The organism is Nonomuraea sp. NPDC049504 (genome assembly GCF_040676845.1).
Classification (GTDB): domain Bacteria; phylum Actinomycetota; class Actinomycetes; order Streptosporangiales; family Streptosporangiaceae; genus Nonomuraea; species Nonomuraea salmonea.
The window spans coordinates 224,567-247,822 of sequence record NZ_JBFAPT010000014.1 but is presented as its reverse complement, the minus strand read 5'-3'; the positions used below and the strand labels follow the sequence as shown (position 1 = coordinate 247,822).

Annotated in this window: 20 protein-coding genes; 4 read left to right on the top strand and 16 right to left on the bottom strand. The window is 71.3% G+C overall.

The features are described 5' to 3' along the window. Positions 1 to 31: 31 nt before the first annotated feature. Positions 32 to 922 (bottom strand): haloalkane dehalogenase, encoded by an 891-nt coding sequence (locus AB0K28_RS26890; protein WP_364375237.1) that lies wholly within the window; start codon positions 920 to 922, stop codon positions 32 to 34. Positions 923 to 1,034: 112 nt separating this feature from the next. Here AB0K28_RS26890 and AB0K28_RS26885 point away from each other — a divergent pair, with 112 nt between their 5' ends. After that, positions 1,035 to 1,889 (top strand): MarR family transcriptional regulator, encoded by an 855-nt coding sequence (locus tag AB0K28_RS26885; protein WP_364375234.1) that lies wholly within the window; start codon positions 1,035 to 1,037, stop codon positions 1,887 to 1,889. Positions 1,890 to 1,900: 11 nt separating this feature from the next. On the opposite strand, the gene AB0K28_RS26880 is transcribed toward AB0K28_RS26885, so the two are convergent. Then, the gene (locus AB0K28_RS26880; RefSeq protein WP_364375231.1) at positions 1,901 to 2,284 is read right to left on the bottom strand and encodes a carotenoid oxygenase family protein; all 384 of its coding nucleotides are present in this window, start codon (positions 2,282 to 2,284) and stop codon (positions 1,901 to 1,903) included. An 88-nt stretch (positions 2,285 to 2,372) separates the two neighbouring features. Beyond that, on the bottom strand, positions 2,373 to 3,017 hold the full coding sequence (locus AB0K28_RS26875; RefSeq protein ID WP_364375228.1) for an amino acid transporter: 645 nt from the start codon (positions 3,015 to 3,017) through the stop codon (positions 2,373 to 2,375). A 108-nt stretch (positions 3,018 to 3,125) separates the two neighbouring features. Here AB0K28_RS26875 and AB0K28_RS26870 point away from each other — a divergent pair, with 108 nt between their 5' ends. Further along, complete coding sequence (locus AB0K28_RS26870) at positions 3,126 to 6,836, top strand: helix-turn-helix domain-containing protein (RefSeq protein ID WP_364375225.1); 3,711 nt, start codon at positions 3,126 to 3,128, stop codon at positions 6,834 to 6,836. A 183-nt stretch (positions 6,837 to 7,019) separates the two neighbouring features. On the opposite strand, the gene AB0K28_RS26865 is transcribed toward AB0K28_RS26870, so the two are convergent. Continuing rightward, complete coding sequence (locus AB0K28_RS26865; protein WP_364375222.1) at positions 7,020 to 8,123, bottom strand: winged helix DNA-binding domain-containing protein; 1,104 nt, start codon at positions 8,121 to 8,123, stop codon at positions 7,020 to 7,022. Then, entirely contained in the window at positions 8,120 to 8,560 is a 441-nt protein-coding gene (locus AB0K28_RS26860) for a VOC family protein (RefSeq protein ID WP_364375219.1), read from the bottom strand. Before AB0K28_RS26860 ends, AB0K28_RS26865 begins: the two co-directional genes overlap by 4 nt. A 68-nt stretch (positions 8,561 to 8,628) precedes the next feature. On the opposite strand from AB0K28_RS26860, the gene AB0K28_RS26855 reads away from it, so the two are divergent. Further along, positions 8,629 to 8,793, top strand: coding sequence for a hypothetical protein (locus AB0K28_RS26855; protein ID WP_364375216.1), 165 nt, complete (start codon positions 8,629 to 8,631; stop codon positions 8,791 to 8,793). 116 nt (positions 8,794 to 8,909) lie between these two features. On the opposite strand, the gene AB0K28_RS26850 is transcribed toward AB0K28_RS26855, so the two are convergent. From AB0K28_RS26850 to AB0K28_RS26800, 11 genes are read right to left on the bottom strand one after another with little or no spacing between them, the layout of a single operon-like run. After that, positions 8,910 to 9,278: a recombinase family protein gene (locus AB0K28_RS26850; protein ID WP_364375213.1), complete on the bottom strand. Its 369-nt coding sequence runs from the start codon at positions 9,276 to 9,278 to the stop codon at positions 8,910 to 8,912. A 5-nt stretch (positions 9,279 to 9,283) separates the two neighbouring features. Continuing rightward, positions 9,284 to 10,825, bottom strand: a complete 1,542-nt coding sequence (locus tag AB0K28_RS26845) for an arylsulfatase (RefSeq protein WP_364375211.1) — start codon at positions 10,823 to 10,825, stop codon at positions 9,284 to 9,286. Continuing rightward, a complete protein-coding gene (locus AB0K28_RS26840; RefSeq protein ID WP_364375208.1) occupies positions 10,822 to 12,516 on the bottom strand; it encodes an alpha-amylase family glycosyl hydrolase in 1,695 nt (564 codons plus the stop codon). Before AB0K28_RS26840 ends, AB0K28_RS26845 begins: the two co-directional genes overlap by 4 nt. Beyond that, positions 12,509 to 13,417: a dihydrodipicolinate synthase family protein gene (locus tag AB0K28_RS26835; RefSeq protein WP_345406581.1), complete on the bottom strand. Its 909-nt coding sequence runs from the start codon at positions 13,415 to 13,417 to the stop codon at positions 12,509 to 12,511. The genes AB0K28_RS26840 and AB0K28_RS26835 overlap by 8 nt, the downstream gene beginning before the upstream one ends. Then, positions 13,417 to 15,027 carry an FAD-dependent oxidoreductase gene (locus AB0K28_RS26830; RefSeq protein WP_364375205.1) on the bottom strand — a complete coding sequence of 537 codons (1,611 nt, stop codon included), beginning with the start codon at positions 15,025 to 15,027 and terminating at the stop codon, positions 13,417 to 13,419. Before AB0K28_RS26830 ends, AB0K28_RS26835 begins: the two co-directional genes overlap by 1 nt. 26 nt (positions 15,028 to 15,053) lie before the next feature. Next, the gene (locus AB0K28_RS26825; protein WP_364375202.1) at positions 15,054 to 15,848 is read right to left on the bottom strand and encodes an ATP-binding cassette domain-containing protein; all 795 of its coding nucleotides are present in this window, start codon (positions 15,846 to 15,848) and stop codon (positions 15,054 to 15,056) included. Then, positions 15,845 to 16,861: an ABC transporter ATP-binding protein gene (locus AB0K28_RS26820; protein WP_364375199.1), complete on the bottom strand. Its 1,017-nt coding sequence runs from the start codon at positions 16,859 to 16,861 to the stop codon at positions 15,845 to 15,847. The genes AB0K28_RS26825 and AB0K28_RS26820 overlap by 4 nt, the downstream gene beginning before the upstream one ends. Continuing rightward, on the bottom strand, positions 16,858 to 18,384 hold the full coding sequence (locus AB0K28_RS26815; protein ID WP_364375196.1) for an ABC transporter substrate-binding protein: 1,527 nt from the start codon (positions 18,382 to 18,384) through the stop codon (positions 16,858 to 16,860). Before AB0K28_RS26815 ends, AB0K28_RS26820 begins: the two co-directional genes overlap by 4 nt. 28 nt (positions 18,385 to 18,412) lie before the next feature. Then, positions 18,413 to 19,279: an ABC transporter permease gene (locus tag AB0K28_RS26810; RefSeq protein WP_364375193.1), complete on the bottom strand. Its 867-nt coding sequence runs from the start codon at positions 19,277 to 19,279 to the stop codon at positions 18,413 to 18,415. Beyond that, positions 19,276 to 20,202: an ABC transporter permease gene (locus AB0K28_RS26805; RefSeq protein ID WP_364375190.1), complete on the bottom strand. Its 927-nt coding sequence runs from the start codon at positions 20,200 to 20,202 to the stop codon at positions 19,276 to 19,278. The genes AB0K28_RS26810 and AB0K28_RS26805 overlap by 4 nt, the downstream gene beginning before the upstream one ends. After that, a complete protein-coding gene (locus AB0K28_RS26800; protein WP_345406565.1) occupies positions 20,199 to 21,254 on the bottom strand; it encodes a LacI family DNA-binding transcriptional regulator in 1,056 nt (351 codons plus the stop codon). Before AB0K28_RS26800 ends, AB0K28_RS26805 begins: the two co-directional genes overlap by 4 nt. A 209-nt stretch (positions 21,255 to 21,463) precedes the next feature. Between AB0K28_RS26800 and AB0K28_RS26795 the strand changes: the two genes are divergently transcribed. Continuing rightward, on the top strand, positions 21,464 to 23,254 hold the full coding sequence (locus AB0K28_RS26795; protein ID WP_364375187.1) for a glycosyl hydrolase family 28-related protein: 1,791 nt from the start codon (positions 21,464 to 21,466) through the stop codon (positions 23,252 to 23,254). Positions 23,255 to 23,256: the final 2 nt, after the last annotated feature.

The window sequence follows — 23,256 nt, the reverse complement described above, 5'->3', positions numbered from 1 at the left end:
CGGCGCGCCCGATGGAGCCGGGCCGCGCCGATCACCTCTGGTGATCTCGCGGCGGCACGAGGAGGCGGTGGCGGCTCAGCCAGCCGGCGAGGGCCCGGCCGATGGCGTGGGGCTGGTCCTCGGGAGCCTGATGGCCTGCCGGTCCGATGCCTTCGATCTCGAGGGCCGCGATGTGCCGGCGGGCCCAGTCCACGATCTGCTGGGAGGCGATGCCGACGCCGTCGTCGACCGTGAGGAGCAGTTTGGGCACCTCTGGGCTGGTGGCGAGCCATACGCCGTAGGCGTCCATGCGTTCGGCCACGTCAGCCGGTTCGCGGTCGAAGGGGATCTCGCGCGGCCACTGGAGCAGCGGGCGGCGGGACGACGGGTCGGGGTAGGGCGCGCGGTAGACGTCGTGGTCGTACGGGCTGAGGCCGGTCTTGATGGCGAAGGGGTGGGGCAGGGCGTACTCGATGGCGGCGTTCTCCTCCAGCAGCAGCCGCTCGCCAAGGCCGGGCGTGCGCAGCGCTCGGGAATGGTCGATCACGTCCTGCGGCAGTTCGGCCCACATCTGCGGGCGCAGGAACGTCTCCAGGAGGGCGATGCCGCGCACCTGGCCCGGGTGGCGGGCGGCGCGGTCCATGGCCAGCGCGCCGCCCCAGTCGTGGCCGACCAGGACGGCCTCCTCCAGCCCCATCGCTTCGAACCACGCGTCCAGGTAGCGGGCGTGGTCGGCGAAACGGTAGCCGATGTCCGGTTTCCCTGAGGCGCCCATCCCGATCAGGTCGGGGGCCAGGACCCTGGCGCGGTCGGTGACGTACGGGATGACGTTGCGCCAGAGGTAGGACGAAGTGGGGCTGCCGTGGAGGAACACCACAGGCGACTCCCCCTGCCCGATCTCTTGGTAGGCGAGGTAGGAGTCGAGGACGGCGACAGATTTCACGATTTTTCCAGCCCTTCGCTGAGTTGCGCCTGGACTCTAGATCTGCATCACTCCAACTGTCAACATTCCAACTATTCACGATGTAACTGTCATCTCTGCTAGGGTGAGGGTCGTGCCCGATCAGGTGAGCAACGTCGTAGACGACGAGTCAGGACCGCTGCACGCGACCACCGGCCACCTGGTGCGCCGCGTGTTCACCGCCGTCACCGCTCATGCCGTCAAGGACGGGCCGCAGTCGCGGGAGTTCGTGGTGCTCGACGTCCTCGCCGACGAAGACTCCCCCTCCCAGCAGGATCTCGCCCACCGGCTCGGCATCAACCGCACCATCATGGTCAAGGTGCTCGACCGGCTCCAGGAGCAGGGCTACGTCATCCGCACCCGCAACCCGGCCAACCGTCGCACCTACGTACTGTCGCTGACCGAAGCGGGCCGCGGCGCCCTGGACGGCATGCGCCACGCCGTCGCCGCCCGCGACGCCCGGCTCACCGGCGCGCTCACCGAGCATGAGAGGCGGCGCCTCACCACGCTGCTGACCGCGATCGTCGCCGACGACGGGCCGTCCGCCATCCGCAGCATCGAGCACCTGATAGCGCAGGCCCACTACCGGCTGCGTCGTCTCGGCGATCATCGGCTCGCGGCGTACGGCCTGCGCACCCGCCACTTCGCCCTGCTGCCGGCCCTGGACCGGCTCGGCCCCTGCCCGCAGGAGCACCTGGCGCGATACCTGCACCTGACCGAGCCGGCCACCGCGTCCCTCGTCGACGAGCTGGTGCAGGCCGGCATCGTGTCCCGGGGCCAGGACCCCCACGACCGGCGCCGCTACGCCCTCCAGCTCACCGGCCTCGGCCGCGACCGCATCCCGGCGGTGCGGGAAGCCCTGGACGGCATGGAGCGTGACCTCGACGACCTCCTCGGCCCGGACGGCGCCCGGGAACTTCGCAGCCTTCTCACCAAGCTCCTGCCGTAAGCCTGCGATGCTCAGGCCGGGGTCCAGTTGCCGTGGAAACCGGTGGGGATGCGTACCGGGACGTGTATTTCGGCGAGCGCGGGCGCGGCCAGGTCGGCGGCGTTGAGGATGGCCAGGTAGCTCGTACCGGCACGCCGATCGTGCGCGAACGTCATCAGGTAGCCCTCGTTCTCACCGGTCCCCCGGGGCACGAAGACGGCCTCGCCGCAGGTGTGGCCGGGAGGGAGGCGGTGCACCGCCCGTTCGCCGCCGCCGGTGAGGTCGTAGGCGTAGATCAAGAACTGCCCGCTCAGCTCGGCCGGGATCTCACCGACGACCTCGGACGGCTCCAGGGTCACCTCGTCGGCGACCGGAGCGTTGTTGCCCGCGAGATGCGGCGGCACGGTTTCGGACATGCTGGAGCTCCTGTCGGCGTGGGGTGGAGATGCCGACAACCGTGCCGGAGAAAGTCAGCGGACGACAGTCTTGTTCTTTCCGCCCGCCTCAGCCGACCGACGAAGCCCCAGGTGGGAGCCGCCTCAAATGGCGCAGGCGCTCGCGCCACGGATGTGTGCCGTGCGTCATCTCCAGCGCCTCGTCCAGCCAGCGCCGCTGCCCGTCGCTCAGCAGCGGGAGGACCCTCTCGAAATCGGTCTCGTCCTTCGGCCGCATGCCTTTGGACTTGTAGAGCAGCTGCACCTCTGGGGCAAGCCGGCGGAAACCGTCCTCTTCGAGGGTCAGCCCGGCCAGCGGGCGGCGGATCCGAGGGTCACGCCGGTAGATCCATTCCGCTCCGTCGGTCTCGTCCAGCATGAGCTGGAACCGCCACGGTCCTTCCGGGTGCTCGCGGACCCAGATGTCGTGCGCCTGCTGGGGCAGCACCTCGTCCGGCGCCCATGGCCGCAGTGTCCGGGCCACGGCCGCGACGTGGACGTCCCAGCCGTCCAACAGCCGCCGCACGGCGAGCTGGTCCTGACGCGGCAGCGCGATGTCCACGTCCCCATGGTCGCGATACGCATGGCCCACGGCCAGCTCGATCGCGTACCCGCCGGCCACCCACCACGGCGCCGCCAGCCCGCGCATCAGCGCGACGACCTCGCCGAGCGGCGCGGCCTCCCAGGGCCCCCACGGCGTCTCGATCCTCACCATCCGAGAATCATGCCTGATCGCAGCCCCCGCCCAAGAAAACCGGGAGGTATCGCCGCAAGATTGGCCACCCTCTGCAATGCATTGATCACTCTTTGTAAAGTTGTGAGAGTGACTGTGGAGACGACTCCTGGTGCGGTGTTGCGGCGGTTGCGGGTGGCGCGCGGGCTGTCGCTGAACGAGCTCGCGCGGCTGACCCACTACACCAAGGGCTACCTCAGCAAGGTCGAGACCGGCGAGAAGGCGCTCTCGGTCGGAGTCGCCCGCGCCTGCGACGCGGCGCTGCAGACCGGCGGCGAGCTGACCGACCTGGCCGAAGCGCTCGCCCCGCCCGGCGGCGGCTGCCCCTACCGAGGGCTGCGACCGTACGAGCCGGAGGACGCCCGCTGGTTCTTCGGCCGCGATCGAGCCGTCAGCGCCCTGCTGACCCGCCTGGCCGACCCACCGCGCGGCCCGCTGATCGTCGTCGCCCCCTCAGGAGCGGGCAAGACCTCCCTGCTCCGAGCCGGTCTCCTCCCCGCCCTGGGCCGGGGAACGCTGCCCACACCCGGCTCCCGCTCATGGCCGGTCATCGTGCTGACGCCCGGCGAGCACCCCGTCGCGGCCCTGCAGGCCAGGATCGGCCTCGACCCCACCGATGACCTGACCAGGCAGATCACGAACACACTCCACGGCACCACCCGCCGCCTGGTGCTGATCGTCGACCAGCTCGAAGAGATCTTCACCCTCTGCAACGACGAGACCGAGCGCCGCGCCTTCCTGTCCGCGATCGACGCCCTGGCCGGTGCCGGCGCGCTGGTGGTCCTCGGCCTGCGCGCCGACTTCTACGGCCACTGCCTCAGCCACCCCACCCTCCTGACCGCCCTGCGCGAAGCCCAACTCCCCCTCGGCCCCATGAACGTCGCCGAACTCCGCACCGCCATCACCGGCCCCGCCCGCCAAGCCGGCCTCACCGTCGAACCCGCACTCGTGGAGCTGCTGCTCAGAGACATGGGCGTACCGGCCACGATCGACGAGCACGACAACGTCCACGAGCCGGGCACGCTCCCCCTGCTCTCCCACGCCCTGCTCACCACCTGGCAACACCGCACAGGCGACACCCTCACCGTGACCGGCTACCGCAAGACCGGCGGCATCGCAGGCGCCGTCGCCGCCACCGCCGAACAGGTCTACACCGCGCTCGACCCCACCGCCCAGGGCATCGCCCGCCGCCTGCTCCTGCACATGGTCCGCGTCGAGGAATCCGGCGCCGAAACCCGCCGCCCCATCGACATCAGCGCCTTGCCACCCGCCCACTTCCCACCTGGCCCCACCGCACAGGTGATCGACGCCTTCACCACCGCCCGCCTCCTCACCCTCACCGACGACTCCGCCCGACTCGCCCACGAAGCCCTCCTGCGAGCCTGGCCCAGACTCCGCGAATGGATCCACGCCGACCGCGCGGGACTGCGTACCCACCGACGCCTGGCTGAGGCCGCCCAGGCGTGGGAACACGAGCAGCGCGACACCTCGCTGTTGTACCGCGGCCCTCGGCTGAGCACCGCCCGGGAGTGGGCCGACTCCCAACCGGCCGCCCTGACCACCCTTGAACGGGCATTCCTGGACGCTTCCCTGGCGGCCGAAGCCGCCGGACATCGCCTGGCCGTCCGCCGGGCCCGCCGCAGGCGCCAGGTCATCGCCCTGCTCACCACGCTGCTGATCCTGGCCGTGGCAGCCGGCGGGTTCGCCGTCCGCCAGCGTGATCTGGCTTTGTTCCAGCGCGCGCAGGCGCTCTCCCGGAAGCTCGCCGCCCAGAGTGAATCGCTGACGGGTGATCCCGCCACCGCCGCGCGGCTGGCCACCACTGCTTGGGCGCTCGCTCGCACCCCCGAAGCGCGCCTCGCGATGGTCAACGTGCTCAGCCGGCCCGAACGGGCCGTCCTGCCCGGACTCATGAACGCGCTGGCGGCCAGCCCCGACGGGCGGGTCATGGCCGGGGCGCACAACAGCGACGCGACCGTACGGCTCTGGGACGCGGCCACCCGCCGCCCTTTGGGCGCCCCGCTCACCGGTCACAAGGGAACGGCGTCCTCGGTGGCGTTCAGCCGGGATGGACGCATCCTGGCCAGTGGCTCATGGGACGGCACGGTCCGGTTGTGGGACGTGGCCACCCGCCGTCAGATCGGCTCGCCGCTCACCGCGACCGACCCCGTTCTTGCGGTGGCGTTCCGCCCGGACGGGCGCACCCTGGTCAGCATGGACACCGGCGGGATGATGCGCGTGTGGGATGTCAGTCGCCGTTCGCTGATCGCGGCCGAGCGCACGCCCGATTACGTCGGCTCCATCTCGGCGATCTTCAGCCCGGACGGGCGGGTCATGGCCCGCACCCACGACGGTGCCGGGACGGTGCGCCTGTGGGACACCATCACCCTGCGCGAGATCCACCCCATCTCCATCAAGGGGTCATCCGGCCGCCAAGGTGTGGCCGCGATGGTCTTCAGCCCGGACGGACGTACCCTGATCACCACTGAGGGCACAACAGCGCGGGCATGGGACGTCAGGACGGGCCGTCAGATCGGCCCTCCTATGGAGGGAGACCTGGTCTGGGGCAATCCCGCGGCGATCACCGCAGACGGAAGCGTCCTTGCCACCGCCTCTTCCGGGAAGATCAAGCTGTGGGACATGACCACCCACCGTCAGATCGGCGCCCCTCTCAGCGGGCGCTACGTGGTGTCCATGGCCTTTTCGCCCGACGGGACGCTGTGGAGCAGCGGCAGCGGCGACGGCACCGTACGGGTATGGGATGTGTCCGCCCGACATCCCGTCGGCGAACCCCTGACCGGCTACGACGAGTCTGTGCGCGCGGTGGCCTTCAGCCCGGACGGCACCAAGCTGGCCACCGGAGGTGAAGACCACACGGTGCGCCTGTGGGACGTCGCCGGCCGCCGTCAGATCGGCTCCCCGCTCACCGGCCACGAGGACGAGGTGGTCGAGGTGACGTTCAGCCCGGATGGGCAGACTCTCGCCAGTGCCAGTAACGACCGCACCGTACGGCTGTGGGATGTGGCCACCCGGCGTCCCATCGGCGAGCCTCTCACCGGCCCCTCCGAATCCATCATGTCGATGTCGATGAGTCCGGACGGGACCAAGCTGGCCACAAGCTCGTTCGACACCACCGTACGGCTGTGGGACGTCGCCGGCCGCCGGCAGATCGGCGACCCGCTCACCAGCCAAGATGTGCCTTCGGTGGCGTTCAGCCCGGACGGCCGCACCCTGGCCATGGGCGGCAAGGACGGACAAGTCCGCCTGTGGGACGTCGCCGCCCGCCGCCAGATCGGCAGCCCGCTCACCGGCCACCGGGACATGGTCTATGCCGTGGCGTTCAGCCCCGACGGGACGAAAGTGGTCACTGGAGGCGAAGACCATACGGTGCGCCTGTGGGACGTCGCTGATCGCCGTCAGATCGGCAACCCGCTCACCGGTCACGAGGACTCGGTCTATTCCGTGGCGTTCAGCCCCGACGGGGCCATGCTGGCCACCGGAGGTGAAGACCGCACGGTGCGTTTGTGGGACGTCGCCACCGGCCGTCCCATCGGCAGCCCGCTCACCGCCCACCAGGAGGTCACAGCCGCCGTGGCGTTCAGCCGCGACGGGACCAGGCTCGCCACCGCAGGTCTGGATCAGACCGTACGCCTGTGGAATGTCGCTGTCCCCCGGGACCTGGCCGCCGCTGTGTGCGAGATCGCGGGCCGGCCCTTCACACCTGCGGAATGGCGCCGCCACGTACCGGCAGCGGACTTCCAACAGGTCTGCATCAGCGAAACGCACTCATCGAGCAAGTGAAAACCCGCGTGTCACGAACCACGCCGCGAACGGCAATGACCGGGCAGACAAGATGAGGCCGGAAGCCCATGCGGGGTTGAGCTGAATAGGGAAATCGCCTACGCCGGGAAAGGGCCACGGCGAAGGGGCGGGCCGTGAAGCACGACCTCGACCGGTTCGCCCTGGCCCGAGTCCCGATCGGGCTTACTCCAGTGTGAACGACGGTTCGGTGTTGTCCGGGGCGACGAACGCGAGCAGGCGGGCGGCCTCGTCTCGTACCGCTGCTTTCTCGGAGCCCGACAGTGGCCGGAACGGTGCGATGTGCAGGTGGCCGTTCGTGAGCGTCCAGCTGCCTTCCGCAAAGCCGTCGACGAGGAACAATGGCACGCCCCCGGAGGCCCTGGGCGCGATCCGCCGGCGATTCTCCTCGCTGATCACGCGGGTCCGGTCCCGGTACCCGAGGACGGCGTTGTCGAAGGCGGGCAGGAACCGGACCGGCGCTGGTCGGTCCGGTTCGCCCAGCGGTGCGTCGGGCAGGTCGAGCAGTTCGCCTCCCTGCTCGTCCCGGAAGGCGCGCAGTTTCGGCCGCAACCCTTCGACGACCTTGCGGAGCCGGGTCGATCCCGACCAGGCCTGGATGTCCATGACACTGGCTGGACCGAACGCGGCGAGGTAGCGCAGGACCATCGCCTCCGGTTGTGGCGCGTCGGCCAGCGGGCGGCCGAGCCATTCGTCAGCCAGGGTGACCGGTGTCCCACGCCGATGCCCCCACCGGCCCCAGGTGGAGTGGGGTGGTGGATGCACCAACGCCTCCAGCAGCTCGATGGCCTCGGCCAGTCGGCCAGGGGCGCGGCCGGGGAATCGGTCGGCGAGCAACTGGCCGAGATCCCGGCGGGTGAGCGTCTTTCCGGTCAGTAGCTGTCGGCTGACGCGGGCGAGCTCGTCGAGATCCATCCCCTCGATCTGCGTGGCGTAGTACGCGTCGGTCAAGGCTTTCCGCACAGCGGGCGCGACCGTCGGCCACAGCCAACGGAAGTCCTCGCCGCTGGCCAGGTGTTGGGTACAGCGCAGCATAGTGGCGTGCACCACGTCGCGGCTCTCGAGCAGGGCCGTCAGGTCATCGTGCCGGAAGTTCTCCAACCGCGCCCACAGCCCCACATAAGGTCCGTTGGGCATTTGTGCCTGCATCGCCACGAGGTGCTCGATCGCCTCCAGCGGAGTACGAGGAACGCGCCGGGCCAGCAGTTGCCGCTCCAGGAGCGTCCGGTTCAGTACCCTCCGGGACAGCTCGGATACGTTCGATCTCACGACTGGTCGGCCGACCAGTCCATCGGTACCTCTTGAGTGATGGCGATCAGGTTGCCGTCGGCCGCCTTCAGGACGGCCAGCCGGGCTCCGGGCATGTCCACGATGCCGGTTGCCGGGTCGATGTTGTCCCCCGCGGCGGCCTCGGCGGTACCGACCTCGGCGAGCGATCCGTCGGAGATCTCGGTCATCGCCGTCGCCCCGGCGGCGACCAGTGCGCGATGCTCCTGTTCGATATCTTCGACCGCCCAAAAGACCAGCGGATGATCCACCCAGGGCGCCGCGGTGAGCCCGATCTCCACGCCATCACCGGAGAACGCCGCGAAATCGTCGCTCTGGAACGCGGGTGGTCCGCCCAGCAACGCGGTCCAGGCCGCGATGCTGGCGGGCAGATCCCGCACGGGCAGGACTACATTGCTGAAACCGATTAACCGTGCCATAGGTTGGCATTCTTCCAGATCCGGCCGCGCCGATCGTCATCCGGCCGAAGAACCGCCGGAGGTCCGCGATGAGTAGATCCGGGACGTCGCGGGAGGCCGGGCGGGGTCCTGGCGAGGAGTTCCTGGCCCGCCGGGACCTGGACGCCGACGCGGTCCGCTCCTACGGCCAGATGCTGCGGCGGCTGCGCCGCGAGCTCGTCGCGGCTGGGTCACCACCGATCTCGCCGCACTGATCGAGCGGCGGCCAGGGGCCCGGCGTCGGCCAGCAGCCCGGCCAGGCGGGCGATGGAGGCCACCGAGTTCTCAGGGCGGCTCAGCAGGTCGCGGGCGTGGCGGACGTGCTCCCGTGTCAGGGCCGGCGGCCGCCCCAGGCGCGTGCCCGCGGCGCGGGCGGCCTGAAGCCCTCCTTGGTGCCCTGGATGATGAGTTCGCGGATGAACTCCGCCAGCGCGGCTAAGACGTGGAAGACGAGCTGCCCGCCGGGGGTGGTGGTGTCCAGGGCCTCGTGCAGGGAGCGGAACCCCACTCCGGCGCGGCGCAGGTCGCCGACCAGGGTGATGAGGTCGGCCAGGGAGCGGGCCAGACGGTCCAGGGAGGGCACGACCAGGGTGTCGCCGGGGCGCAGGTAGTCCAGGCAGGCGGTGAGTTCGGGGCGCCTGTCCGAGAATCGATCGGTTCTCGGACAGGCGCCTGGGTCGGCGGGTTGTGGGAGGCTCATGGTCTTCAGCGGGGCAGGACGCCGACGCGGTCGGCCCACTGCTGGTACGCCTCGGCCAGCTCCCGGACGAGGGCGGGGTGGTGGGGGGCGAGGTCGGTGAGTTCGGAGCGGTCGGTGTCCATGTCGTAGAGCTCCCATGGTCCTGCGTGTTCGCGGACCAGTTTCCACGGGCCCCGGCGGACCGCGGCATTGCCCAGGTGTTCCCAGAACTGCCACGCCTCGGGGACGGGCGTGCCGCGGAGGGCGGCAAGCATGGAGCGGCCCTCGTAAGGGGGGATCGCGTGGCCTCGGCGTTCTTCCGGGTACGCGGCGCCGGTGGCGTCGAGGAGGGTGGGCAGGACGTCGGTGAGCTGGAAGGGGGTGCGGATGACGCGGCCGCCGGCCAGGTCGCCCGCGGGCCAGTGCGCGATGAACGGGGTGGCGATGCCGCCCTCGTGGACCCACCGCTTGTAGAGGCGGAACGGGGTGTTGGACAGGTTGGCCCAGGCGGGGCCGTAGCTGGCGTAGGTGTTCTCCGGGCCGGGATCGATGCAGGGGAGGTTGCCGACGTGCAGGTCGGCGCCGTCCCGGGTGCGGGCGGGGACGATGTGCCGCCTGGAGCGGAACTCCTCGGGGTCGCCGAGCGGGAGGATCTCGGCGCAGCCGCCGTTGTCGGACAGGAAGATCACGAGCGTGTCGTCCAGGACGCCGGAGGCCGTCAGCTGGTCGAGGATGCGGCCGACGCCGCGGTCCATGCGCTCCACCTGGGCGGCGTACACCTGCATGCGGCGGGCCTCCCACGCCTTGTGCGGCGCCTCCGCCCAGGGTGGTTGTGCCGGGTCGCGGGCGGACAGCGCCGATTCGGCTCCCAGCAGGCCCTCCGCGTGGAGCCGGTCGAGGCGGTGGGTGCGCAGGTCGTCCCAGCCGGCGGTGTAGACGCCGTCGTAGGCGGCGATGTCCTCTTCGGGGGCGTGCAGGGGCCAGTGGGGTGCGGTGTAGGCGACGTACGAGAAGAACGGGCCGGCGGCGGCCTCCCGGCGGATGAACTCCACCGCGTGGTCGGTGATCGCGTCGGTGTAGAAGAAGGCCGGGTCGCGGGTCTCCGCGCTGGCGTCAGTCTCGCCCCGGTAGAGGGTCGCCGGGTCGTAGTAGCTGCCGCAGCCGCTGAGTGTGCCGAAGAAGTCGGTGAAGCCGCGGCGGGCGGGCCAGGACGGGTGTGGCTCCCACAAGGGGCCGCTCAGGTGCCATTTGCCGGACATGCCGGTGGCGTATCCGGCGTCGGCGAGCAGTTCGGCCACGGTGACGCAGCGGTCGTCGAGGCTGCCCGGATATCCTCCCGGCCTGTTGCCGCCGGCCAGCACGCCGATGCCGGTCTGATGCGGGTGCAGGCCGGTGAGCAGGGACGCGCGCGACGGGCTGCAGCGGGCCGTGTTGGCGAACTGGGTCAGCCGCACCCCCGACCGGCCGAGCCGGTCGAGGTTGGGGGTGCGGATCTCGCCGCCGTAACAGCCGAGGTCCGAATAGCCCAGGTCATCGGCGAGGATCAGCACGATGTTGGGCCGCTTCATGGCATGCGGTCCAATCGGGTGGCCGTGTCGGGCTCGAAGGGCACGCGGTCCAGCCGGGCGGCCTTGTCGGGCCCGAAGGGCATCCGGTCCAGCCAGGCGGCCGTGTCGGGACCGAGCGGGTCGCCAGGGGCGCGGCTGTCGCTGCGCAGGAGGGTCTTCGCGCCTTCGGGCAGCGGCACCTCGGCGGGGCCGAAGTTGACGACGCACTCGAAGCCGGGCCCGCGGCGGAAGCGCAGCACGGAGCCGTCCCGGCCGGTCCACCGCAGCTCCTGGGGGACGTCCAGCTCGCGGCGGAGCCGTAGCGCCCGCGCGACGAGGGTGTAGGTGGAGCCGGGGTCGTCGATCTGGACGGCCGCCGACAGCCGCTCCCAGCCGGGCGGTTGCGGCAGCCACGGGTCGGCGGCGCCGAAGCCGGCGCCGCCGGGCTCCGGGGTCCAGGGCAGCGGGATGCGGCAGCCGTCGCGTCCCCGGCGCCGCCCGCCGGAGCGCGTCCAGATGGGGTCGCGCAGGCGGTCGTCGGGGATGTCCAGGTGGTCGGGCAGGCCGAGCTCCTCCCCCTGGTAGAGGTAGGCGACGCCGGGCAGCGCCAGCATGAGCAGCAGCGCGGCCCTGGCGCGGCGGCGGCCGAGGTCCTCGTCCACCGGGCCCAGTTCGTGGCCGGACTTGCCCTGGTGTTTGCGGGTGTCGGCGCGGCCGTAACGGGTGACCGTGCGTTCGACGTCGTGGTTGGACAGCACCCAGGTCGGCGGCGCGCCGGACAGCGCCATGGTGGCGAGGGTGGAGTCGATCACCGTGAACAGGTCGCCGGAGTCCCACGCGGACTGCAGGAACGGGAAGTTGAACGCGGTGTGGAGCTGGGCGGGCGCCACGTACCTGGCCAGCCGCTCGGGGTCGGCCACCCAGGCCTCGGCCACGAAGATCCGCGGCGGGTCGTAGGCGTCGGCCACCGCGCGCCAGTCCCGGTAGACGGCGTGCACCTCGTCGCGGTCGCGGTGCGGATGGTCCGGTACGTCGGTCAGGACGAGCAGGTCCTCCTCCCGGTATCCGAGGTCGGGGTAGCCGGGGTGCTTGACCAGGCCGGTGGCCACGTCGATGCGGAAGCCGTCCACGCCGCGGTCGAACCAGAAGCGCAGCAGGTCGAGGAACTCCGCCCGCACCTCGGGGTCGGACCAGTTGAGGTCGGCCTGGGTGGGGTCGAACAGGTGCAGATACCACTGGCCGTCGGGCACCTGGGTCCAGGCGGGGCCGCCGAACGTGCTGCGCCAGTCGTTGGGCCTGACCCCGTCGGCGGGGCCGTCCATGAAGTGGTACCTGGCGCGTTCAGGGGAGCCGGGCGGGGCGGCGAGCGCGGCCTGGAACCAGGGGTGCTCGGTGGAGGTGTGGTTGGGCACGATGTCGAGGATCACCCGCAGGCCGTGCCGGTGCGCCTCCGCGATGAGCTGCTCGGCCTGGCCTACGTCGCCGTACTCGGGGGCGATGGCGCGGTAGTCGGAGACGTCGTAGCCGCCGTCGTTGTTCGGCGAGGCGTACCACGGGGTGATCCAGATGGCGTCCACGCCGAGCCCGGCCAGGTAGCCGAGGCGGCTGCGGATGCCGGCGATGTCCCCGATGCCGTCACCGTCGCCGTCGGCGAAGGAGCGGATGTAGATCTGGTAGATGACCGCGCCGCGCCACCATTCGAGGTCACTCATGGGCGGCTCCGATCAGGTCGGGCTCGAATGGCGCCAGGAAGTCGCCCAGCGCCGTCAGCTCGGTGTCGTCCAGCGTGCGCAGCGGCGGTGCGACCGTGGCGGAGCACAGGCCGCGCAGGGCGAGCGCCGCCTTGACGACCGGGACGCCGGGCCGGATCCGGTGCACGGGCAGCAGCCGGTCGATGCGTTTCTGGGCCTGGGCGGCCCGCTCGCCGTCGCCGGCCCGGTACGCGGCGACCAGGTCCAGGGCGACGCGCGGGGCGAGGTTGGCGATGCCGGGCGTGACCCCGTCGGCGCCGGCGGCCAGAGCGGCGAGCATCGCGCCCTCCGCTCCCTGGTTGACCCCGAAGTCGGGCCGCCGGCGCCTGACGTCGAGCCAGCGGCGCAGGACGTCCGCGTCGCCGGAGCTGTCCTTGACGGCCGCGACGTGCTCCATGTCGCCGACGGCCGCGATGGCGCCGGGTGAGAACGGCGCCGCGTACCGGGGGATGTTATAGGCGATCACCGGCAGGGCGGCCGCGCGGCTCGCCCGGTAGTGCTCGACGACGTCGCGCTCGTCGTGGTGGAAGTAGCAGGGCGGGCTGAGGGCGACCGCGTCGCAGCCGGCCTCGGCGGCGAGCTCGGCGCGAGCGAGCGACTCGCGGGTGCCGGCGGTGGAGACGTTGACGATGACGACGCCGCCGGGCACGAGTGCGCGCCAGTGGGCGACGGCCTCGCGCAGGAACGGGCCGATCTCCCCCGTCCGGTGCAGCGGCCCTTCGCCGTTGGTGCCCAGCAGCATGATCTTCTCGATGCCCGCGGCGGCCAGCGCGCCGAAGTAGCGGGCGCCGGCCGCGAGGGCGGGACGGCCGTCGGCCCCGATCGGGGTCACGGCGGGGACGATCACATCGGAGACGAACATCAGTACCCCTTGATCTCCGGCCAGGCCAGCTCGACGCCGTCGGCTTTCAGCGCGCTCTGGAATGATCGCAGATGGACGTCCTTGCGCCGGACGTCGTGCGGTTCCACGGTCTCCTTCAGGCAGTAGGCCACCAGCGAGGCGGCCGCCTCGCCGATGTTCCACTCGACGGGGTGCAGCCGGTAGCAGCCGTTGGTGATGTGCGTGGTGCCGATGTTCTTCCCGGCCGGCAGCAGGTTGCGCACGCGTACGGGCAGCAGCGCCCCGAGTGGGATCTGGAACGGGCAGCTGGGGACGTCGATGTAGTTGTCGCCGCCGGTGGAGGGGTGCAGGTCGATCCGGTACATGCCGATCCCGACCGTGTCGTCGTACGGGGCCGCGCCCGCCTCACCGCGTACGGCGAGGGAGACGTCCTGTTCGACGACCGTGTACTCGGCTCTGATGCGGCGCGACTCGCGGATGTAGGGCGCGGCGGCGAAGCCGTCGGGGGTGTCCATGACGTCGGGCCGCAGCCGCAGGCCGGGCCAGCCGCGCCCGCCGTCCGGCCGCGGGGCCTCGGTCTGCAGCCAGTAGAGCATGCTCTCCGACAGCTCGCGGGCGCCGGCGAGGTGGCGTTCCTTGTCCTGTTCGCTCACCCCGATGATCGGCCCGTCCACGTAGTCGATCATGGGCCAGTTGACCAGGGTCACGTCGCTGGTGACGAAACCGGGCTCGTACTGCTCGCGGGCGACGGCCCGGCGGAACTCCCACAGCTCCCGGTCCCCGGGGTCCTGGCTCTGGTCGGCGAGCACGGGCCCTGAGGTGAGGTTGGGGGTGAAGGTGCGGGTCAGCGGCTCGCGCGTGCGCGGGTCCGGCGCGGTCAGCCCGATCTGGCTGCCGGGCCAGTAGTCCGGCCGGTACGCGCGCCAGTGGTCGTAGCGGGCCGGCCGGTCGATGACGTGGTCCTCCCCCTCCCGGTGGTCGACGGCGAACACCCAGGAGAAGGCCTGCATGTTGGCGGGCTGCGCGACGTCGGGCGCGCTCGGCTCCCCGGTGTCGTGCCGGGACTCGAAGCCGGTCACGTGTTCCACGCCCGCCAGCGGCAGCAGGTCGCCGAGCTCGGTGGCGTCCAGATAGTACGGAGCCGTGAGGTGCACCAGGCCGCCGTCCGCGCGCCGCACGGTCACGCCGCTGACGCGGTCGCCGGAGGTCTGCGCGGCCACCGGCCGCGCGCCGAGCAGGATGCGCAGCCGGCCGCTGCTCAGGTAGGGGTCGACGAGGGCGCGCAGCACCGCCCCGCTGACCCGCGGCTCGTGGCAGAGGGCGCCGACCCGGCCCAGCCCGGGATTCAGGTGGGGGTCGTTCCTGGCCGCCGCGGTGAGCGGGTACCACGTCCGGTAGTGGTCGCGGACCGCGTCGCGGTAGCGGCGGTAGGAGGCGGTGCAGCCGAACTGCTCGATCCACCTGTGCTCGTCCGGGGGCACGCCCTGGCTGGTGAACTGCCCGCCGATCCGGTCGCCCTCCTCGGTCAGCACCACCCGCAACCCGTGCCGCAGCGCCGCCAGCGCGGCGGCGACTCCACCGACACCGCCGCCGATGATGGCGAGGTCCGCGTCAGTGATCCGCGATTCCACCGTGTTCCCCCTGATCGCATGTGTGTTCACGCGCCCTCGAGGTCGAGGGCGGCTTCGAGCAGTTTCTTGGTGTACGGATGGCCGGGCCGGTCGAACAGGTCGTCGGCGGTCGCGGTCTCGACCAGGCCGCCCCGGTGCATGACCGCCACCCGGTCGGCGATCTGCCTGACCACTCCGAGGTCGTGGGTGATGAAGAGGATGGCCAGGCCGCGGGCGGCGCGCAGGCCGGCCAGCAGCCGCAGGATCTGCGACTGCACCGACACGTCGAGCGCCGAGACGGCTTCGTCGCAGACCAGCAGCCGGGGGCGCAGGGAGAGCGCGCGGGCGATGCTGACCCGCTGGCACTGCCCGCCCGACAGGGCCGCGGCGCGCCGGTCGGCGACGCCGGGGTCCAGGCCGACGTCCGCGAGCAGCTCTTCGATCGCGGCGTCCCACGCCCGGCCGTCCGGCGCGACCGAGGGGTGGGTCCGCCAGGTCTCGGAGATGATCGACCGGACCGTCATCCTGGGGTTGAGCGAGGCCGCGGGGTCCTGGAAGACCATCTGGATGGCCCGCCGGGTCGCCGGTGACCGCTTCGACACCGGGCCGATCGCGGCTCCGTCGTACCGGATCACGCCTTCCTGCGGGGCCTGCAGCCCGACGACGCAGCGGGCGACGGTGGTCTTGCCCGAGCCCGACTCCCCCACGATCGCCAGCGTCTCGTCGGGACGCAGGGCGAAGGAGACGCCGTCCACGGCGTTCGGCTTGCCGGCTCTGCGTTCCCTGCGGGAGTGGAAGTTGACCACGAGGTCGCTGACCTCGAGCAGGGCCGATGCGCTCATGTCTCCTCCGGGAAGTGGCAGGCGACCTGCCGGCCCGCGGCGACCTGCCGCATGCGCGGCACCTCGCTCGCGCACCGGTCGCGCGCCTTGGCGCAGCGCGGGTGGAACGGGCAGCCGCTCGGGCGTTCCGCCGGGCTGGCGGGGCTGCCGGGCAGTGGCTCTGCGATGGCGGTCTTGCTGCGGACGGCGGGGACGCTCACGACGAGCGCCCGCGTGTACGGGTGCGCCGGCCGGTTGAGCACCTCGCGGCCGGCGCCGATCTCGCAGATCCGGCCGGCGTACATGACGACGACCTCGTCCGCGACGTGCGCCATGACCCGCAGGTCGTGGCTGACCAGCAGCATGGCCATGCCCTCCTCGTCGCGGACGCGCCGCAGCAGGGCGAGGATGCGGGCCTGGACGGTGACGTCGAGCGCGGTGGTGGGTTCGTCGGCGAGGATCAGCTCGGGCGAGCCGGCCAGCGCCGTGGCGACCATGGCGCGCTGGCGCAGCCCGCCGGAGTACTGGTGCGGATATTGGGCGTGCCGGGTCTGCGGGTCGGGGACGCCGACCCGGTCGAGCAGGTCGATGACGGTCCTGTGGACCTCTTTCCTGGGCATGCCGCCGCGCCGCAGGATCTCGCCGACCTGCCGGCCGATGGTCTGGGTCGGGTCGAGCGCGGCCTGGGGATCCTGGAAGATCATGCCGATGCCGCGTCCGCGCAGCCGCCGCCGGTCCTGCTCGGTCATGGTGACCAGGTCGTCGCCGTGCCAGAGCATCCGTCCCGTCACCGCCGCGCCGGGCGGCAGCAGCCCGATGATCGCGGTCGCGGTCATGGTCTTGCCGCTGCCCGACTCGCCGATCAGCCCGGTGGTACGGCCGGCGGCCACGGTGAACGAGACGTCGTCCACCACGCGGACCGGGCCGTCCCTGCCCGGCAGGTCGATCGACAGGTGCTCGACGCTGAGCAGGGGCGCCGGCTGCGCGCCGCGTGCGGCTGGCGCCTGATCGGTCATGTCGAACGACCGGCTCATGATCCACCGTTGCCGATGCGGACGGTGGAGAAGTCCGGGGTCATGTCCGGCGGGATGGCCAGGCCCTGGACGGACTTGCTGCGGACGTACACGTTGCGCACGAACATGGGGTACATGCCGACCGCGTCATCCCAGATGATCTTGCTGGCCTGGGCGTAGAGTTCCTGCCGCTTGGCGTTGTCGCTGGTGGAGCCGGCTTCGGCGAGCAGCTTGTCGAGGTCGGGGTTGCAGTAGCCGGTGCGCTTGGCGGCGCAGGTGTAGAGCCGGCCGAGGTTGGTCGCCGCGTCGAAGCCCGCGGTGCCGAGCTGCTGGATGTTGAGGTCCCACTTGAGGGCCAGCAGGTCCTGCAGGAAGACGGCGGGCTCCTTCTGGGTGGGCTCCGCCTTGACGCCGATCTTGGCCAGGTCGCTGGCCACCGCGTCGGCGAACTGCTGGAACTGCGGCTGGGAGAACTGCATCTTGATCGTCTGGCCGTAGTCCCAGCCGGCCTCGTCGAGCGCCTTCTTGGCGGCGGCCGGGTCGTGGCGTACGGGGGTCTGCGGCGCGTAGCCGAGCACGCTGGGCGTCACCACCGAGTCCGCGGGCGAGCCGGTCTCGGGGAACAGAGACTTGATGATGGTGGGGAAGTCCACCGCCTGCCACAGCGCGCGCCGGACGGCGGCCTCCTTCAGTCCCTTGACCGAGCCGTTCATCCACATGGTGATGACGCCGTTGCCCGCGCTCTTCTCCACCACCAGGTCCGGGTTGCCCTTCAGGCCCGGCAGCTGGTCGTCGGGGACCGCCCACGTCATGGAGACCTCGCCGGTCTTCAGCGCGGTCATCTTCGCCGCCATCTCGCCGATGCTGCGCAGCTCCAGGCGGTTGAGCGCGGGCTTGCCCGCCCAGTAGCCGGGGTTGGGGGCCAGGACCAGGCTCTGGCCGGGCGTGAACTGCTGGACGACGAACGGGCCCGAGCCGACGGGCTTGGTCCAGCCGTCGTTCAGGTGCGCCTTCGGGGTGACGTAGAAGCTGATGAGCTTGCCGAGCAGCGCGGGGTCGGGGTCCTCGGAGGTGATGACGACCGTGCCTGCGTCGCCCTCCTCGGCCTTGTGACCGGCGTAGTTGCCGGCCATCGCGCCCTTGAGCTCCAGTACCCGCTCGAACGAGGCGACGACGTCGGCGGCGGTGACCGGGGTGCCGTCGGAGAACGTCACGCCGCCGCGCAGCTTGAACGTCCACCGCGTGGCGTCCTCGTTGGCCTCCCACGACTCGGCGAGCACGCCGTCGAACTCCCCCTTCCCCGACATCTTGATCAGCGGGCTGAAGATCGCCTTGGCGGCGACCTGGGTGCCGTTGTCCATGCCGGACGCGCCGTGCGGGTCGAGGTTCTCGATCGGGGTCCACACGGCGACGGACAGCTCCTGCGGCGCGTCACCGGCCGCGGTCGAGCCGCCGCCGGTGGTGGTGCTGCAGGCGACCAGCCCGACGAGGGAAAATGCGGCGGCGGCGAGTGCCGCCGCACGACGAAGCCGTACGGGCCTCATGGGGTTCCTCCTGACCTTGCTGAGCTTGTCAGCGGCTCGAGCCGAGCCGCTGGGTGAGGTGGTCGCCGAGCAGGCCCGTGCTCACCACGAGGCCGGTCAGCGCCAGCCCCGGAAGTGCTGAGATCCACCAGGCGGTGTCGAGATAGTCCTTGCCGTTGGCGATGACCTGGCCCCAGGAGACGGTGGCCGAGGGCAGGCCGAGACCGAGGAAGCTGAGACCGGCCTCCGACAGCACCGCGCCGGCGAACTCCGTGGTCGCCAGCGCCGTCACCGGACCGATGACGAACGGGATGACGTGCCGGACGATCACGACCGGCGTGGGCACCCCGATCAGCCGCGCGGCGTCGACCCAGGGCCGCTCGCGCAGCGACAGGGTGATGCCGCGGGCCAGCCGGGCGAAGCCGACCCAGCCGGCCACCGACAGCGACAGCACCACGACCAGCATGCTGCGCTCGAAGAGGCCGGCGATGACGATCGCCAGCAGGATGCCGGGGAAGGCCATCAGGATGTCGATCAGCCGGGAGATCGCGACGTCGGTCCAGCCCGCCAGATAGCCGGCGAGGGTGCCGAAGGCCAGCCCCACCGCGACGCAGGCGGCCACCACGCAGACGCCGATGATGATCGACGTCCTGGCGCCGTAGACGAGCTGGCCGAGCATGTCCCGGCCGGCCCCGTCGGTGCCGAGCAGGGCGAGCGTGCCGTCCGCCCGGGTGGCGCCGATCGGCAGCAGCCGGTCCGCGACGCTGGTCGCGACCGGGTCGTACGCGATCAGCAGCGGGCCGACCAGCCCGACCAGCACGTAGCAGGCGAGCACGACCGTGGCGACCGTGGCGACGGCGGGCGTGGAACGCAGGCGGACGGGCCACAGCCGGGGCCGTACGGTGATGGCGCTCATGCGCTCGCCCCCAGACGTACGCGCGGATCGAGGCGGGCGGCGATCAGGTCGGCGGCGACGTTGCAGCAGACCACGATGACCGCGATGAGCAGCACGGCGGCCTGCACGATCGAGTAGTCGCGGTTGGCGACCGCGGTCACCAGCAGCGAGCCGAGTCCCGGCCAGGTGAAGACGCTCTCCACGATCACCGCGCCGCCCAGCAGCGTGCTGACGTGCAGCGCGCCGACGGTCACCACCGGCGTCGCCGCGTTGCGCACCACGTGTCCCGTCACGACCTCGCGCGTGCTGAGCCCTTTGGCGTAGGAGCGCTGCACGTAGCTCTCCGCCATGGTGTCGGCCACGCTGCTGCGGGTGATCCGGGTGAGCAGCGCGGTGAACGGGGCGGCGAGCGTGAGCGCGGGCAGCACGATGTGGGCCGGGGTGCCGGTGCCGGCGCTGGGCAGCAGCCGCAGCTGCAGCGCCATGACGAGGATCAGCATGATGCCGATCCAGAACGGCGGCATGGAGTAGAGGAACAGCGCGAGACCGGAGATGCCGCGGTCGATCCACCGGCCCCGGTAGGCGCCGGCCAGGGCGCCGAGCACGACGCCGGTCATCGCGATGAGGGTGGCCACCAGGGTCAGCTCGACCGAGGCGGGCAGGCGGGACAGCACCAGCTCGAACGCGGGCCGGCCGAAGCGGTAGGAGTCGCCGAAGTCGAGCGTGACCAGCTGGGTCAGGTAGTGCCAGTACTGCACCGGCAGCGGCTGGTCCAGCCCGAGCCTGGTTCTGGCGGCGGCCACCTCGGCGCTCGTGGCGTCGGGTCCGAGCAGCACCAGCGCCTGGTCGCCGGGGGCAATCCGCATGATGAAGAACACCAGCGTGGCGGCGCCGAAGATGATCAGGACGCCGGTGGCCGCGGTGCGCAGCGCGTACCGGGTCATCGCCGTACCACCCGGCTGATCGAGTTGCCGCGTACGTCGGTGCACGGCACCACCAGCTGCAGCGGCGTGCGTTCCGCGTCCTCCAGCAGGGTGACCAGCAGCTGCACGGCCGCGCGGCCGATCTCCACCCGGGGGATGTCGAACGAGGTCCAGATCCTGGTGGCGGTGGGCGGCGGGGCGGAGCCCAGGAAGGCGACCGACAGCCGGTCGGGGATGCGCACGCCGGCGGCCTCGGCGGCGTCGGCGAGGGCGAGGCCGGTGGCGTTGTCCTCGGAGGGCTCGACGAGCACGGCCGTGACGCCGTCGTCCACCCAGCCGGTGACCCGGCCGGCGCCGACGTCGGCGGCGCCGGCGGAGTACTCGACCAGCAGGTCGTCCTCGCGCAGGCCCGCGGCCTCGGCGCCGCGGCGCAGCCCGAGCTCGCGATCGTCGCCCGGCTCGGCGCCGTCGTCCTGCCGCAGGAGCAGGATCCGCCGGTGCCCGAGCGCGGCCAGCTCCTCGACGAGGGCCGCGGTGGGGGCGACGTAGTCGGGAGCGACGTAGGACAGCTCGGTGCCGTCGATGTCGCGCCGTCCGATGAAGACGAAGGGGAAACCCTCGTCGACCAGGTTGGTCAGGTCGTCGCGCGAGATGTGGCGGCCGAGCAGCACGCAGCCGTCGGCCTTCAGCAGCGCGTTGCGTCCTCTGGCGTAGAGGCCGCCCTGGGCGTTGTTGGCGGAGGTGAACAGCAGCAGGTCGTAGCCGAGCCTGGCCGCCTCCTCCTCCACGCCGACCAGGAACGGGTGGTAGAAGTCGCGCTGGTCGACGGGGAAGACGGACTCGAACGTGTACAGGCCGATGGTCTTGACGCTCATGCCGCGCAGCGCCCTGGCGGCGGGGTTGACGGCGTACCCGAGCTCCTCGATCGCCCGCTGGACGCGCCGGCGGGTCTCCTCGGCGACCGGCACGCCGGGGCGCTCGCTGAGCACGAGGGAGACGGTGGCCTGGGACACGCCGGCTCGCTGGGCGATCTCGACTTGGGTGGGGCGTCGTGGCCCCGCTCGTTTGCGCATGGGGATCCTGTTGGCTAATACGTAACGACTTCGCGGCACTCTAGACACCCGGCGACGGTTCCCACAAGGGGGAAATTCCATGAATGTTGCCGCTAGATGTCGAGATGTCGTCCGATTATCAGCATCTATTAGCTCTTGTGAGCCCCTGAGGCCGTCTGTACGATCCCCGATCAATACGTATCAACCCGCTCAGTCGGAGGTAAACGGCCATGCCCGAGTGGACCGATCGCCGAGCGCTCCTACGGATCGGCGGTGCGGCGCTCGGCGCCGCCGCGGCCACCGCGACCTTAGGAGCCGCACCCGCGGCCGCCGCGGACCCGGAGGATGTCATCACGCCCCAGCAGTTCGGCGCACTGGCCGACGGGCAGCACGACGACACCGACGCCATCGAGCAGGCCATCAACGCCACGCGGACCAAGACCACCAGGATCGTCGTCTTCCCGCCCGGCACCTACCGCATCACCAGGACCATCGTCATCCCCGACGTGTCCGGCGAGTCCTTCAACCGCATCCAGCTGCGCGGCTACAGCACCATGACCAACCGCGCCTCGATCATCCAGGTGACGCACGACGGCGTCGGCATCGACGTACGCTGCTCGCTCGCCGCGATCTACGGCCTGGCCTTCGTCGCCCCCGCCAAGACCGAGCACAACGTGGCGCTGCGCTTCGCCGGCGAGGTCAACACCGACGACACCGACGCCGCCATCCTGGAGTGCACGTTCGTGTCGTTCAAGCTCGCCGTCGACCACGTCGGCCGCGGCCTCTACTTCTCCCACAACCTCGTCGCGCTCTGCACCACCGGCATCAGCCTCGCCTGGCCCACCGAGGGCGTGGAGGGCGGCGGCGTCCATCTCCCGCCGTACGGGCTGCGCAAGTGGCTCATCACCAACAACCACTTCCACAGCCCGTTCCAGGCCATCGTCGCCCAGGGCGCGGAGAGCAGCGACTTCCGCGGCATGATCATCCAGGGCAACCTGCTCGACATCGGCCGGCGCCTGTTCATCGGCAGCATCTCCAACTCCACCATCAGCGGCAACGTGGTGGAGAACGCGGACAACGGCGCCATCATCGAGATCACCAGCGGCGGCCACAACCTGACCATCGGCGACAACGTGCTCGGCGGGTTCGAAGCGCCGCAGGACAAGGGCACCCGCGCGATCCAGTTCTCCAGCGACGTCAAGGCGCACAACGTCACCATCAGCGGGAACACCTTCAACTGGCTCAAGGGCACGCCGATCCGCTTCGAGAACGACGCGAGCAGGATCACCATCGCCAACAACTCCTTCGACAACTGGAACCTCTCCGGCCGCAGCGACAACGCCGCCATCTCGGTGGCCGGGAAGGCGAGCGCGTTCAGCGTCATCGGCAACGTCATCTCGGCCGACCCCGCGAACCGGCCGCCCATCGCGACCACCGGCGGGCTGCACGCCTCCCACGTGATCGGCAACGCCTCCGAGCAGGTGCCGCTGGTCGGCGGGCCCGTGGGAGCGGACTCGTTCGTCCAGGCCACCCCCGGCAGGTTCAACCGCATGGAGGTGGCCGGGCCGCTGGGCGCGGCGGCGAAGGTCATCAGCACCTCGACCGAGCCGGTCAAGGTGGGCACGGACCGGTACGGCTCGTTCGTCGTGGAGGGCAGCAACGCCAACCCGGGCGTCAAGGGCGGGGTGCGGGTGGTGCCGGTCAACCAGTCGGGGTCGGCCGCCACCGAACTGCTCTGCGCGACCACGTCCACCAACGAGCTGGTGTCGATGGCCGCCAACGCCACCGGGCTGGTCCCGCCCGCCGACAACGCGCGCGACCTGGGCAGCGCCACGCAGCGGATGCGGACCGTGTACGCGCACCAGGTGGTCCTGGCCGAGCACACCCCCGACAGCCTGCCGGACGCGGCCGGCCAGTCCGGCGGGATCATCCTGGTCCGTGACCCGAAGACGGGCAAGCGGGGCCTCGCGCTGTCCGACGGAGCCGCCTGGCGCAACGTCGTCCTCGGCCCCCAGGTCTGACC

Excerpts from the sequence above, each read along its gene's own strand:
- AB0K28_RS26820 (WP_364375199.1), bottom strand. The coding sequence starts at position 16,861 with ATGAGCCGGTCGTTCGACATGACCGATCAGGCGCCAGCCGCACGCGGC.
- AB0K28_RS26815 (WP_364375196.1), bottom strand. The coding sequence starts at position 18,384 with ATGAGGCCCGTACGGCTTCGTCGTGCGGCGGCACTCGCCGCCGCCGCA.
- AB0K28_RS26860 (WP_364375219.1), bottom strand. The coding sequence starts at position 8,560 with ATGGCACGGTTAATCGGTTTCAGCAATGTAGTCCTGCCCGTGCGGGAT.
- AB0K28_RS26835 (WP_345406581.1), bottom strand. The coding sequence starts at position 13,417 with ATGTTCGTCTCCGATGTGATCGTCCCCGCCGTGACCCCGATCGGGGCC.
- AB0K28_RS26840 (WP_364375208.1), bottom strand. The coding sequence starts at position 12,516 with ATGAGTGACCTCGAATGGTGGCGCGGCGCGGTCATCTACCAGATCTAC.
- AB0K28_RS26850 (WP_364375213.1), bottom strand. The coding sequence starts at position 9,278 with ATGAGCCTCCCACAACCCGCCGACCCAGGCGCCTGTCCGAGAACCGAT.
- AB0K28_RS26845 (WP_364375211.1), bottom strand. The coding sequence starts at position 10,825 with ATGAAGCGGCCCAACATCGTGCTGATCCTCGCCGATGACCTGGGCTAT.
- AB0K28_RS26800 (WP_345406565.1), bottom strand. The coding sequence starts at position 21,254 with ATGCGCAAACGAGCGGGGCCACGACGCCCCACCCAAGTCGAGATCGCC.
- AB0K28_RS26875 (WP_364375228.1), bottom strand. The coding sequence starts at position 3,017 with ATGGTGAGGATCGAGACGCCGTGGGGGCCCTGGGAGGCCGCGCCGCTC.
- AB0K28_RS26855 (WP_364375216.1), top strand. The coding sequence starts at position 8,629 with ATGAGTAGATCCGGGACGTCGCGGGAGGCCGGGCGGGGTCCTGGCGAG.
- AB0K28_RS26825 (WP_364375202.1), bottom strand. The coding sequence starts at position 15,848 with ATGAGCGCATCGGCCCTGCTCGAGGTCAGCGACCTCGTGGTCAACTTC.
- AB0K28_RS26810 (WP_364375193.1), bottom strand. The coding sequence starts at position 19,279 with ATGAGCGCCATCACCGTACGGCCCCGGCTGTGGCCCGTCCGCCTGCGT.
- AB0K28_RS26805 (WP_364375190.1), bottom strand. The coding sequence starts at position 20,202 with ATGACCCGGTACGCGCTGCGCACCGCGGCCACCGGCGTCCTGATCATC.
- AB0K28_RS26795 (WP_364375187.1), top strand. The coding sequence starts at position 21,464 with ATGCCCGAGTGGACCGATCGCCGAGCGCTCCTACGGATCGGCGGTGCG.
- AB0K28_RS26880 (WP_364375231.1), bottom strand. The coding sequence starts at position 2,284 with ATGTCCGAAACCGTGCCGCCGCATCTCGCGGGCAACAACGCTCCGGTC.